Here is a 12,563-nt window from a genome sequence, read left to right as displayed (position 1 = left end):
GGATGATCTGCGCTTTGTTTGACTTGAAGAAGGGTATGGGGTTGCCTGAGCCGCTACGGATTAAATTTAATGTTTGAAGCATACCAATGCCCGTTCATAAGCTTTAGATTTATTGTGAGTGTCTCACGAAATCCGAAGTCAGGCTGATCGTATTCATGCGTTACAAATACTTTTGAAATGAAGAAGAAATGTAGTGGAAAAACAGTGCCTATTTTATGATTTTCAGGATGATATGTAAAACGGCTTGAAGTATCGCCTCTTGCTGTTAAATTGGTGTTATCAAAAAATGATTGGCTCATGTATTCGGTATAATCATCATCAGATTCAAGAGATTTTTCTAAAACTAGTTTGGTATCACTCGCTATCCAAAAGCCGAATGCAATGTAAATGATAATAAACAAGGAAATAAACGATAAGATCCATTTCTTTTTCTTCAAAATGATTGATCCTCCTATGCTAACAAGTGGATACAGTTCAAAGTCTATTTAATCATATAAAAACTGCACCTCCAACTGTTAGTGAGTATCTAACAATCGGGGTGCAGTTTCACTTATCCAGCCTGTACCCATAAGACGATTAAGCGTCGACGCGGGTCTCCAGTCTCCGGGCAAAGAGTGATAGTGAATAATTGACGATAAAGTAAAGCATTGCGGCAAAAACAATCATCGGAAGGTAGAAATCTGGATTCTGGCCTCCGACAATACGTACATGATTCATCAGCTCCGGCAAGGAGATGGCAACAGCAAGTGAAGTATCCTTCAGCAAAGATATGGTCTGGCTGAGCAGGGGAGGCACCATTCGGCGCAGAGCCTGCGGGAGCGTAATCAGACGCAGTGTCTGAAAATAACTGAGACCCGAGGAACGCGCTGCCTCAATCTGCCCTTTATCAATGGAATTAAGTCCGCCGCGGAGTATCTCGGCGATCATACAGCCTTCAAATATCGTCAGTCCGAATACAGCAGCCCAGAATACGGACATGTTGATGCCGAACTGAGGAAGGATCAGGTATGACACCAGAATGATGAGAAAGAGCGGGAGGTTGCGGATCGTATCCACGACCACGGCAACGATCTGCGAAATAACGGGAAACTTCGTATATCGAATGGTGCCTAGGATGATGCCAACGACAAAGCTGAGCAGGATGGCGACACCGGCGACCTGCAATGTCAGCATGAAGCCTTCAAGAAGAAATCGTATATAGGGCCAGGTATAAGCGCCTGCAAAATCCATTTTGTCCTCCTCCTTTCACGTCTGAAGAAGCTAGTTAAGCGGCCTGTCCAGTCCTCTTGACAGCTTGCGTGAACGCGGTTTGTGGGTTGTATTCCGGATCTCGCGCTGATTCAAGCGTTTCTCCAAGTAATGGACAAGGAAGTTTAACGGAAGTGTGATCACGAGATAGAGAATAGCAACAACGGTATAGACCGATAGCGTCTGGAAGGTAGCTGAATTGACACTGTCTGCAAAATACATCAGATCAAGTCCTGCAACGACAGCCAGTATGGAAGAATTCTTCACCAGATTGATGGACTGGTTCCCCATGGCGGGAAGCACGATCCGAACAGCCTGAGGCATAACGACATGCACCATCGTCTGGATGTAGCTGAGACCTGAAGAGCGTGCAGCCTCCAGCTGCCCCTTGGGTACGGATTGAATCCCTGCACGAATGGATTCGGCCACAAAGGCAGAGGTGTAGATGGTCAGACCGAGTGTCCCGGATACAAAGCCATCCAGATTGAGTCCTACAGATGAGAGCCCGTAATAGAAAAAGAAAATCGTCACAAGCAGTGGAATATTACGTATGAATTCAACATAGGCCGCACCAAACCAGTTGAGCGGTTTGATGGGTGCAATTCGAAATACAGCGATAACGGCACCGATCAGAAAGCTGCCGATAAGCGCCATGAGACTGATCTTCAGCGTATTCAGAAAGCCTGCCGAGAAATCATCCCAGTATCGCCATAGCACACTTATATCAATTTCTGGCATCGGATTCCCTCCTTCTTAGTTGCAAATAAAGAAGGGCGGCCGAGCCGCCCTTACGAAAGGATGTTTATACGGGTTACTCCGCGCTTGGCGGACTTGTTCCCAGCCATTTTTCATAGAGCTCATCATATTCTCCGCTGTCTTTCATCTCCTGAAGCATTTCGTTGACGGTATCGACCATTTGCTGATCGCCTTTGCGAATGGCCATGCCGTAAGGCTCGTCAGTGAAGATGTCTCCAACCATCTCGTAGTTCGGATCATCCTGCATCATACCTAGGAGAATGGAGTTGTCTGTGGTCAGCGTATCGCCTTTGCCCGCTTTCAGCGCAGTGAAGGCTTCCTGGTAGTTTTCGAACTCGAGTACTTTGGCATCCGGCGCTTTCTCCTTGATATTTGTAACAGAGGTTGAACCTTTAACTGCAAGTACTGTCGTATCCGCATTCAGGCTTTCGATTCCTGTGATCGGGCTGCCCTTGGCTACAAGCAGTGACTGACCTGCATTGAAATAAACATCACTGAAATCCACTTCCTTCTTGCGATCCTCGGTAATGGTCATCGTCGCGATGATGATGTCGATCTCGCCGTTCTGAAGAAGCGGTGTCCGGGTCTTGGAGGTGACCTCCTTCAGCTCTACTTTTGTCTCATCGCCGAGTATCTTCTTGGCGAGCGCCTTGGCCATATCGATATCGAAGCCTTCGACATTGCCGGATATAGGATCCTTCAATCCAAACAGCCGGGTGTCGTATTTAACACCTGCAATGACCTTGCCGCGTTCCTTGATCGCTGCGATAGTATCGATATTCTCCGATGCTTCCTGGCCGCCAGAGGTTCCTGAGTTTGAGGCTGGTGATGCTTCATCATTGCCGCAGCCGGCAAGAACGATAACAAACATAAGCATGAATAAGAGCGAGAGCTTGGAGCCTTTAAATCTCTTCTTCGTTTTCATAAATAAAAACACCCCTTTTTTTATCATTTATGAATTAATGATGGATTAAACGGCTGAGAAATTGGCGTGCGCGTTCTTCTCTAGGGTTAGAGAAGAATTGTTCTGCGGCAGCATCCTCCACGATCTGTCCCTCGTCCATAAAAATAACCCGGTCGGCTACTTCGCGGGCGAAGCCCATCTCATGTGTGACGATCACCATCGTCATCCCCGAGTTCGCCAATGTTCGCATGACATCGAGAACTTCGCCGATCATCTCGGGATCGAGTGCGGAGGTGGGTTCGTCAAACAGCATGATTTTGGGATCCATGGCGAGTCCTCTCGCGATGGCTACACGCTGCTGCTGTCCGCCGGAGAGCTGGCTGGGATAACTGTCCGCCTTCTCTGCAATACCGACACGGGATAAATATTTCATCGCGGTCTCAGCTGCAGCGGCCTTGGACTCCTTCTTCACCTTGATGGGAGCCAGTGTAATATTCTCAATAACCTTCTTGTGGGGGTATAGATTAAAATGCTGAAATACCATGCTGATGTCTTTGCGGAATTTATTGATGTCGATCTTGCGCTGATGCAGAGGAACACCGCTGACATGCAGCTCTCCACCAGATATCGTCTCCAGACGATTGATGCAGCGCAGCAGGGTACTCTTGCCTGAACCGGATGGACCGATGATCACGACGACTTCCCCTTCCTTAATCTGGAGGTCGATATTCTTGAGTACGTGGAAGCTGCCGTAATGTTTGTTAACATTTTTAAACTCAATCAATGGGAGATCACCGCCCTTTTCTATTTCTACTCATCCATCTAAGGAATATAAAGGAAATATGAATATAATGATACAATAAGACCAAAGAGTAGAGCAATCTATTTGTCATGAAACATTACATAAGTAGCAATTGATCTAGTACTTTTGTTGTATAGGTGTGAGTTACTTGTTAGAAATAATGAAATATATATTCGTGATTTATATATAAAATGGGTCTTAAAACATAAATAAGCAATATTTTCAAAAATATGATCTTTTTTGCAAGGAATATGGTAGAGAAGCTGCGAATATATCACGGGAGAGCGATGGAATCCTGCACTTCATTAATATAAAAGCAAAGGAGATTTGATGCCTGTGAAGGAACTGAACGTGCATGAGATCGATGGGACCGAAGCTGCTCTGTATCATGTCGAACTGCCGGATATTCCGCAGCGAGAATTTCAAATTGTGGATTTTGGTGCTATAGGCAATGGTCTATACGATAATACGGATCATATTAATTCAGCATTGACGGCCTGTGCTCAGGCGGGCGGGGGCAGAGTCATTATCCCTGCCGGTATATGGCTGACAGGGCCAATCCTGCTTCAGAGCCGAACAGAGCTGCATTTAGAGCGGGGGGCACTGGTTCGGTTTAGCAGAGAATATACTGATTATCCGCTTATTCTATCAAGCTATGAAGGACGTCAGGCGATACGCTCAAGATCTCCGCTGGACGGAGAGAATCTCACAGATGTGGCTATAACCGGGGAAGGTATATTCGATGGAAGCGGTGACGCATGGAGACCCGTGAAGCAGAACAAGCTCACCGCTTCAGCCTGGGAAGCACTCGTCGCCTCCGGTGGTGCCGTTAATGAGCGTGGAGGGGGTAATTCCATATGGTGGCCGTCCGAACGGGCAATGAACGGGGCGTCCTTCACAGAAGCACTGCATACGTCCGGTGTGCGGGATAAGGCAGCTTATGAGCCAGCTCATGAATATCTGCGTCCTAATCTGCTCAGTCTGCGCCGCTGTAAGCGAGTGCTCTTGGAAGGAGTTACCTTTCAGAATTCCCCGGCCTGGAACCTGCACCCATGGGCCTGTGAGCATGTCACGATTCGCCAAGTAAACGTTAGGAATCCTTGGTATGCACAGAACGGGGACGGGCTCGATCTGGATTCAGTAAGGCATGCGCTCGTTGAGTACTGCTCCTTCGATGTCGGAGACGATGCCATCTGTCTTAAATCAGGCAAAGACGCAGAGGGGCGCGAGCTTGGCATCCCTACTGAATATGTGACCATTCGCCACTCTACGGTCTATCATGGGCATGGCGGCTTTGTCATCGGCAGCGAAATGTCCGGAGGCGTTCGGCATGTTCGAGTCTCCGATTGCATGTTTATGGGAACCGATATCGGTCTGCGCTTTAAGAGCGCGAGAGGCCGCGGCGGGATCGTAGAGGATATTATCATTGAGCGGATCCGGATGCTTGATATCACAAAGGAGGCCATTTCCTTCTCGCTCTTCTATGAGGGAAAGGAAGGTTCGGGCCGAGGAGATGAGAAGATCTATGCCGTGGGCGAGGGGACGCCGATTTTTCGTAACATTTCCATTCGTGAGGTGGTATGCAGCGGAGCCCAAACTGCAATGTACGTAAGTGGTCTCGCTGAAATGCCTGTGGAAGATATAAGTGTGAACAATTACCACGTACACGCGGTAAACGGCTTTGTATGTTCTCAGGCCAAGCATCTGGAGCTGACACATATTACAGCAAAGGTGGATCAGGGCTCTCTTGTCAGCCTGCATCAATGCCGTGGTGTAGAGCTGTCTGAGATCGATGGACTAGGAGCTGATGGAAGGCTGCTCATGGTGACAGGGTCAGATAGTACCGGCATTGTCTACGGAGTCTCAAGCGGGCAGGAAGAATGCCAAATATCAGCAGGCCCAGGCGTACGAAGCGGCTCGCTGATCCGGAGAAGATAAAGCGGCCGTCAGCGGTCAGGATTCATTTCTATATTTCAAAACCAGCTCCTGTGTTAAACTTCTGTTCATATGATGCTTAACTGAAGGACAGGAGGGTCCATTATGAATGATAAGGAAGAGCTGACTCGATTCGGTGTAGCGTTCCCAACGCCGCTGATCGAGCAGTTTGACAAATATATACTGGAACAGGGCTATAAGAATCGTTCGGAAGCCATTCGTGATCTGGCTAGAAGAACGATGCTCGAGCCTTCAAGGCTGCATTCGGACGAGCAGGTTGCCGGCGTGATTGTGATGGTCTATGACCATCATGCCAGTGAGCTGCCGAGTAAGCTTATGGAATTGCAGCATCATTATCACCAAGACATTATTTCAAATATGCACGTTCATCTAAATCATCATCAGTGTCTTGAAGTCATTGCTGTTCGCGGATCTGTCAGCAGCCTTCGCTCATTGCATCAACAGATCCAGGTTCAGAAGGGTGTACACTATGCTGAGCTGTCTGTGACGTTTAATGATGCTGAGAAAGCCCATTCACATATTTAAGCAGCTATCCCTCTTTACAGACTATATATAGGGGTATACAATAGAGGTTGCCACTATCTGTTGTATTATATTGGTATTTTTAAGCTGCGATATAGAAATGGGAGGGAATATTAGATGAACCGCTATCTATTCGAATATGAACTACAATCCACTGGCTTCCGCGGTGAATTCAGCTGGGTAGAGGAGTCTGAAGAGAAGGCAAAAGAAGCTGTCCGTGAGCGGATCGCTGATCTTGAATTTACAGACCTGGAGGATGTCATCGTGGGTAAACTGCTCAAAACGATGGACGCATCCAATCGTTATTTTGAATGTGAGAACTGTGCTTCTTAAGGTATAGCTGCAGTCTATATATCAGTAGAGGATCTTCAATTTGCCTAATGGCGAATGTGGATCCTCTTTTTTATTCGGTTTATGATTTCTCTCCAAGTTGATTTTTTCTCGCATGATTGACTTATGTCAACTTTCATTACGCCACCAGTGGTTTTATCCCAAAATATGGTTGATGACTGTTCGAATATCGTGCTACAATTAGTGAAATTTGTAGCACGATATCTAAATATATGCAAAAAACGGGGGAGAACGGTCCAATGAAGCTTCGCTTATTGAAATCCATGTTAGTTATGGCAACATCATTCTCAATCATTCTTGCAGGCTGTACCCAGGGGGAAGAGAATATAGTCACACAAAGCCAGGATACAGCCCCTGAAGTGAGGGACGAGCTGATTCTGGCCATCGGTACAGAGACGGAGGCAGGATATGACCCGACAACAGGGTGGGGCCAATATGGTTCTCCTCTCTTTCAAAGTACATTACTTAAAAGGGATGCTGATCTTAATGTGGTGAATGATCTGGCAACCGACTATACAGTAAGCGAGGATGGCAAGACCTGGACGATCAAGCTGAGAGAGGATGTTCGGTTCTCGGACGGTGAGGCACTGACAGCAGAGGATGTAGCCTTTACCTTCGAGACAGCCGCGAAGAGCGCGTCCATCATTGATCTAACCAACATGGAGAAAGTAGAGGCGGCGGATGATACGACGGTAGTGTTCACTTTAAAAGAAGCGCAGTCAACGTTTATATCTCTTCTGACTACACTCGGCATTGTGCCTGAGCATGCTTATGATGAGAGCTACGCGGAGCAGCCCATCGGTTCGGGCCCGTATAAGCTGGTGCAGTGGGACAAGGGCCAGCAGGTCATCGTAGAGCGGAATCCGGAGTACTACGGGGAACAGCCGTATTTCAATCGCTTGACCTTCTTGTTCCTGGAGGAAGACGCGGCCTATGCTGCGGCGCAGGCTGGTACGGTGGATGTTGCAGCGATTCCGGCCGCTTTTACTAGACAAGAGGTTCCGGGCATGAAGCTTGAAGCGGTGAAAACCGTAGACAATCGTGGAATTGTATTTCCGTACAATCCGGCAGGAGGGACAACCTCAGAAGGGATAATGACCGGCAATGATGTAACCGCTGATGCGGCGATCCGGAAGGCTGTGAATGTGGCGATTGACCGAGAGGCGCTGGTGGAAGGTGTGCTGGAGGGGTATGGTCGTCCGGCATACTCTGTAGCGGATGATCTGCCGTGGGGCAGTGAGGAAGCACAGTTTGCGGACGGGGATCCGGCAGAAGCGAGGCGGATTCTGGAAGCAGCAGGATGGCATGATACAGATAAGGATGGAATTGTAGAGAAAGGTACGCTTGAAGCGAGCTTTAAGCTGTATTATTTTGCCGGAGACATGACTAGACAGTCGATTGCCCTGACTGTAGCCGATATGGTGAAGGCGGCGGGTATTCAGATTGAGGTCGAAGGGAAGAGCCGGGAAGAAGTACAGAAGCTGATGTACGCAAATCCGGTGCTGTTCGGGTGGGGAAGTCATGATCCGCTGGAAACCTACAATCTATACTCCAGTACCAATAACGGGGTGGGATATTACAATGCTGGACAATACAGCAATCCTACAGTCGATGCTTGGATGGACAAGGCAATGAAGGCAACCGACGAAGAGGAAGCGTGGGGGTATTGGCAGAAGGCATTATGGGATGGAACGACAGGCTTTAGCTTCCAAGGTGACGCGCCATGGGCATGGCTCGTTAACGTGGATCATATTTATCTGGTGCGTGAAGGGCTTAATATCGGCGAGCAGCAGATTCATCCGCACGGTCACGGATGGCCAATTACCTCTAACATCGAAGAGTGGTTCTGGGAAGGATCGGAATAATGCAAGACAGACAGCAGCGAGGACCATTTAGCAGTTGGATGTTATATCTATTGAACAAATTGCTCCGGCTGGCTTCACTCCTGGCCGCGGTCAGTTTCATTGCCTTTATGCTGATTGAGTACTCACCGGTTGATCCCGTGATGGCCTATGTAGGTGCGGATGCCATGAAGGTAAGTCCTGAGCAGCTGGAGCAGATCAGAGAGCGCTGGGGATTAAACGATGAGCCGCTGGTCAGGTACAGTAAGTGGTTGTCATCCCTTTTGCAAGGAGATTTTGGTACTTCCATGATCTATCGGGAGCCGGTTCTGGATTTGATCCAGGACCGATTTATGGCTTCTCTTGCACTGATGGGAGCTGCTTGGACGATCTCGGGTGTCCTCGGGTTTGCACTCGGCTCGTTAGCCGCAATGAATAAGGGAAGCTGGCTGGATCATGTGGTAAAAGGGTACTGCTACGTGCTCGCTTCCACACCCGCCTTCTGGCTTGCCCTGCTAGCGCTAATGGTATTTGGTGTCTGGCTTGGCTGGTTTCCCATTGGTCTCGGTGTACCTGCGGGGGTGCTCAGCAGTGAGGTGACCATTATAGAACGGGTGCGGCATATGATTCTCCCTGCTCTGACACTAAGTGTAGCGGGAGTAGCAAATATTGCGCTTCACACACGTCAGAAGCTGATCGACGTGCTGGATTCAGATTACGTGCTCTATGCGCGTGCAAGAGGAGAGCAGGGGTTCACGCTATTCCGGCGACACGGCCTGCGTAATATTATGCTGCCTGCAGTAACGCTTCAATTTGCGTCCTTTAGTGAATTGTTTGGCGGAGCCATATTGGCGGAACAGGTATTCTCTTACCCCGGACTGGGACAAGCCACGGTTGAAGCAGGGCTTCGCGGCGACGTACCTCTCCTGCTGGGTCTTGTTCTGTGCAGCACGCTGTTTGTCTTCACCGGCAATTTCATTGCCGACCTGTTATACCGCTGGATTGATCCACGGTTTGATACAAAGGAGGCGGTGTAAATGCAGCAGCTGGAACGACGATCTTCTGCACCTGCCGAAGTCAGGCGAACACTGAATACCCGAGGCAAAAATGTGATTCGAATCCTAATAAGTGCCGGATTCCTGGCTGCGGTCCTGCTCTTGGGCTCATTCCTGCCAGAGCAGGCAGCCCATACGTCGCTATCGGAACGTAACCTGGCACCGGGTGCCGGGCATTTGTTCGGGACGGACTGGCTTGGGCGTGATATGTTGGACCGCACCTTGAAAGGACTTGCTTACAGCATACAAGTTGGGCTCACGGCAGCAGCCTGCTCCAGCCTTATCGCCTTGCTGGTCGGCCTGCTTGCAGCTGCGGACAGAAGAATGGATCAGGCCGTGTCTTGGTTTATTGATTTGTTTATGAGCGTTCCGCATTTGGTATCGCTCATCTTGCTTGCCTTCGTCTTCGGCGGCGGCGCCAAAGGAGTCATTATCGCTATCGCATGCACACACTGGCCGCAGCTGGCCCGAGTGATCCGTGCTGACATGCTTCAGCTGAAATCAGCCGATTATATACAGGTATCTCGGAGAATGGGGAAGTCACAGGGCTATATTGCCCTGCATCATATGCTTCCGCATCTGATCCCGCAGCTGCTGGTCGGTCTGCTGCTCGTGTTCCCCCATGCGATATTGCATGAGGCAGCCATTACCTTTCTAGGTCTTGGTTTATCACCCCAGCAGCCTGCCATCGGCATTATCTTGTCAGAATCGATGCGATATTTATCGGCAGGAATGTGGTGGCTCGCCTTCTTCCCCGGACTGGCACTCGTTCTTACGGTGCTTGCTTTTGATACTCTGGGTCACGGAATTAGAAGCTATAGTGAACCGATCAGACTTGAACGATAGAGAGAGGGGCTGGGGTTAATATGACTTTGCTCAAAATAGACAACTTATCGGTCTCATTTGCGCGCGGCAAGGGATTATTCCGGGTCGAGGAGACCGAGGTCATCCATGGACTGAGTATGACCGCCCAAGCAGGCCGAATTACAGCAGTGATCGGGGCGAGCGGGTCGGGAAAAAGTCTGCTGGCCCATGCGATTCTGGGCATTCTCCCGTCCAATGCGATTACTCGGGGAACACTTTATTTTAAGGGTGCGCCAATGAATAACGCCGCTAAAACAGAGCTTCGAGGCCGCCGTCTTGCGCTGGTACCTCAGTCTGTACAATACCTCGACCCTCTGATGAAGGTAGGCGCCCAGGTAAGCTACAGCCTTGAAGGAAGTAATGAACGTAATGACCCCATCAAGATGAAAGGCGCTAACACCTCCCGAATACATGCGAGAAAGAAGCTTATGCAGGAGAGGCTGGGTGTGATTCTCCGCAAATATGGCTTGGCCACCGATGTGAAAGAGCGATATCCATTTGAGCTGTCCGGCGGTATGGCGAGGCGAGTGCTGTTATCCATTGCAACGGCAGGCGAACCGGAGCTGATTATTGCAGATGAGCCGACGCCCGGCATTCATGTGGAGGCACTGTCTGAGACGCTGAGACATTTTCGCTCCATTGCCGACCAAGGGGCAGGCATTCTATGGATAACCCATGATATTGAATCCGCGCTTCAAATCGCAGATGAGCTCGTTGTTTTTTACGCAGGAACCAATGTAGAAACCGCGCGTCCGGAGGATTTTACAGGCAGCGGGGAGCTGCTGAGACATCCGTATTCGAAGGCGCTCTGGAACGCATTGCCGCATAATGGCTTTAAGATGCCCCCAGGACCTCAGCTGACGCTAGACAGAGATCTTCATTCAAGTGGGTGTAAGTATGCCCACCGATGTCCAATGGCCACATGGGAATGTACAGAAGAGCTTCCGCTGCTCCGAGAGCTGCGGGGCGGAGAGGTGAGATGCATTCATGCAACTTGAGGTGAAGAACCTTGGATTTCGATACGATCGTCGTCAGGATTGGTGTATGAGGGATGTTCATCTGTCTATTTCATCTGGAGAGATGGTGGGACTTCGCGGCCCGAGTGGTGCGGGAAAATCAACACTGGCTCGATTGCTGGCGGGCTATTTGGAGCCGGATGAGGGAGTAGTGCTTCTGGATGGCACACCGCTGTCTTTATATAAAGGCTATGCTCCGGTTCAGTTGGTCTTACAGCATCCAGAATCCGCAATTAATCCGAGATGGCGCATGCATAAAGTGCTGCAGGAAGCGGGTCAGCATGATGCAGAGCTGCTGCATTCGCTAGGAATTGAAGAGTCCTGGCTTGCACGAAGACCGGGTGAGCTGTCAGGCGGCGAGCTGCAGCGCTTTTGTGTAGCCCGTGCACTTGGAGCAGGCACCAAATTTCTCCTTGCTGATGAAATGACCACAATGCTGGATGCCGTAACTCAGGCTCAGATCTGGAATGCCGTTAAGAAAATGGCTGTAGAACGCGAGCTGGGTATACTGGTCATTAGCCATGAGGGAAGCCTGCTGTCTCAGCTGTGCAGCCGAATCATTGAATGGAAATGAAGCAGCCTGTGATTCTATTTGTTTGAGAGCAGTCAGATTTTCTAGTATGATACACTCTATAGTATTAACGAAGCTGTTAGAAATTATTGGATAAAAGGCAGGGTTAACGAATATGACAGAACGTAATCTATCGCCGCTGGTTGCTGCGCTCTCCATGGAGCCGCATCCAGAAGGTGGCTGGTACAAGGAGATCTGGAAGGCGGCATACCAAATTCCTCAATCTGTACTGCCAGGCGTATACTCCGGGCCGCGCCCAGCGGCTACTTCGATTTATTTCTTGCTGCACCCGGGTGAATTCTCGGATTGGCACGTCGTTCATTCCGATGAGCTGTGGATGTGGCACTCTGGCAGTCCACTCGAGCTTATCATCGGCGGCAGCGGTGAAGGGGATCCCACTCAGACCGAATCCTTTATCCTTGGTCCGGACGTTGTAGCAGGACAGCATCCGCAGGCGCTGGCGCCAGGCGGACAATGGCAGATGGCACGGCCGCTCGGAGATGAACCGGTGCTTGTATCCTGTGTGGTTGCACCCGGATTCCACTATGATGATTTCCGGCTGATCCAACGTAAAGAGTAGCAAGCTCGTAGGTTTAAAGCTGAGCCTTAGCGGATTGGAGATATATCCGGCTCCATAGGGCGGAATAGATTCGTGCAAAGACTCAGCACATACACGG

14 protein-coding genes are annotated in these 12,563 nt (G+C 49.6%); 9 read left to right on the top strand and 5 right to left on the bottom strand.

Going from position 1 to position 12,563, the window contains the following annotated elements; all coding sequences use genetic code 11:
- Nucleotides 1-53: 53 nt before the first annotated feature.
- The 5 genes from BK126_RS23165 to BK126_RS23145 all read right to left on the bottom strand — a co-directional run bounded on the left by BK126_RS23165 (nucleotide 54) and on the right by BK126_RS23145 (nucleotide 3,692).
- On the bottom strand, nucleotides 54-437 hold the full coding sequence (locus BK126_RS23165; protein WP_076314894.1) for a hypothetical protein: 384 nt from the start codon (nucleotides 435-437) through the stop codon (nucleotides 54-56).
- A 139-nt stretch (nucleotides 438-576) separates the two neighbouring features.
- Entirely contained in the window at nucleotides 577-1,230 is a 654-nt protein-coding gene (locus BK126_RS23160) for an amino acid ABC transporter permease (RefSeq protein WP_076314893.1), read from the bottom strand.
- Nucleotides 1,231-1,260: 30 nt separating this feature from the next.
- Complete coding sequence (locus BK126_RS23155; RefSeq protein ID WP_076314892.1) at nucleotides 1,261-1,986, bottom strand: amino acid ABC transporter permease; 726 nt, start codon at nucleotides 1,984-1,986, stop codon at nucleotides 1,261-1,263.
- Nucleotides 1,987-2,059: 73 nt separating this feature from the next.
- On the bottom strand, nucleotides 2,060-2,929 hold the full coding sequence (locus BK126_RS23150) for a glutamate ABC transporter substrate-binding protein (protein ID WP_076314891.1): 870 nt from the start codon (nucleotides 2,927-2,929) through the stop codon (nucleotides 2,060-2,062).
- Between the two features lie 34 nt (nucleotides 2,930-2,963).
- A complete protein-coding gene (locus BK126_RS23145; RefSeq protein WP_083656122.1) occupies nucleotides 2,964-3,692 on the bottom strand; it encodes an amino acid ABC transporter ATP-binding protein in 729 nt (242 codons plus the stop codon).
- A 354-nt stretch (nucleotides 3,693-4,046) separates the two neighbouring features.
- On the opposite strand from BK126_RS23145, the gene BK126_RS23140 reads away from it, so the two are divergent.
- The 9 genes from BK126_RS23140 to BK126_RS23100 all read left to right on the top strand — a co-directional run bounded on the left by BK126_RS23140 (nucleotide 4,047) and on the right by BK126_RS23100 (nucleotide 12,466).
- The gene (locus BK126_RS23140) at nucleotides 4,047-5,648 is read left to right on the top strand and encodes a glycoside hydrolase family 28 protein (RefSeq protein ID WP_305954053.1); all 1,602 of its coding nucleotides are present in this window, start codon (nucleotides 4,047-4,049) and stop codon (nucleotides 5,646-5,648) included.
- 102 nt (nucleotides 5,649-5,750) lie between these two features.
- Nucleotides 5,751-6,191 carry a nickel-responsive transcriptional regulator NikR gene (gene nikR, locus BK126_RS23135; RefSeq protein ID WP_076314888.1) on the top strand — a complete coding sequence of 147 codons (441 nt, stop codon included), beginning with the start codon at nucleotides 5,751-5,753 and terminating at the stop codon, nucleotides 6,189-6,191.
- Between the two features lie 114 nt (nucleotides 6,192-6,305).
- Nucleotides 6,306-6,521 (top strand): hypothetical protein, encoded by a 216-nt coding sequence (locus BK126_RS23130; protein WP_076314887.1) that lies wholly within the window; start codon nucleotides 6,306-6,308, stop codon nucleotides 6,519-6,521.
- A gap of 257 nt (nucleotides 6,522-6,778) precedes the next feature.
- Nucleotides 6,779-8,404 (top strand): ABC transporter substrate-binding protein, encoded by a 1,626-nt coding sequence (locus BK126_RS23125; protein ID WP_076314886.1) that lies wholly within the window; start codon nucleotides 6,779-6,781, stop codon nucleotides 8,402-8,404.
- Nucleotides 8,405-8,442: 38 nt separating this feature from the next.
- Nucleotides 8,443-9,417 (top strand): ABC transporter permease, encoded by a 975-nt coding sequence (locus tag BK126_RS23120; protein WP_076314959.1) that lies wholly within the window; start codon nucleotides 8,443-8,445, stop codon nucleotides 9,415-9,417.
- Complete coding sequence (locus tag BK126_RS23115; RefSeq protein WP_076314885.1) at nucleotides 9,418-10,281, top strand: ABC transporter permease; 864 nt, start codon at nucleotides 9,418-9,420, stop codon at nucleotides 10,279-10,281.
- A 20-nt stretch (nucleotides 10,282-10,301) separates the two neighbouring features.
- Nucleotides 10,302-11,297, top strand: coding sequence for an ATP-binding cassette domain-containing protein (locus tag BK126_RS23110; protein WP_076314884.1), 996 nt, complete (start codon nucleotides 10,302-10,304; stop codon nucleotides 11,295-11,297).
- Nucleotides 11,287-11,889 carry an ABC transporter ATP-binding protein gene (locus BK126_RS23105; protein WP_076314883.1) on the top strand — a complete coding sequence of 201 codons (603 nt, stop codon included), beginning with the start codon at nucleotides 11,287-11,289 and terminating at the stop codon, nucleotides 11,887-11,889. The genes BK126_RS23110 and BK126_RS23105 overlap by 11 nt, the downstream gene beginning before the upstream one ends.
- Nucleotides 11,890-12,001: 112 nt before the next feature.
- Nucleotides 12,002-12,466 (top strand): cupin domain-containing protein, encoded by a 465-nt coding sequence (locus BK126_RS23100; RefSeq protein ID WP_076314882.1) that lies wholly within the window; start codon nucleotides 12,002-12,004, stop codon nucleotides 12,464-12,466.
- Nucleotides 12,467-12,563 lie beyond the last annotated feature (97 nt).

Origin of the sequence: Paenibacillus sp. FSL H7-0326, assembly GCF_001955535.1 — a bacterium.
GTDB classification, from domain to species: domain Bacteria; phylum Bacillota; class Bacilli; order Paenibacillales; family Paenibacillaceae; genus Paenibacillus; species Paenibacillus shunpengii.
Note: the sequence above shows the minus strand (reverse complement) of the source record. Positions and strands in the feature narration are given on the sequence as shown.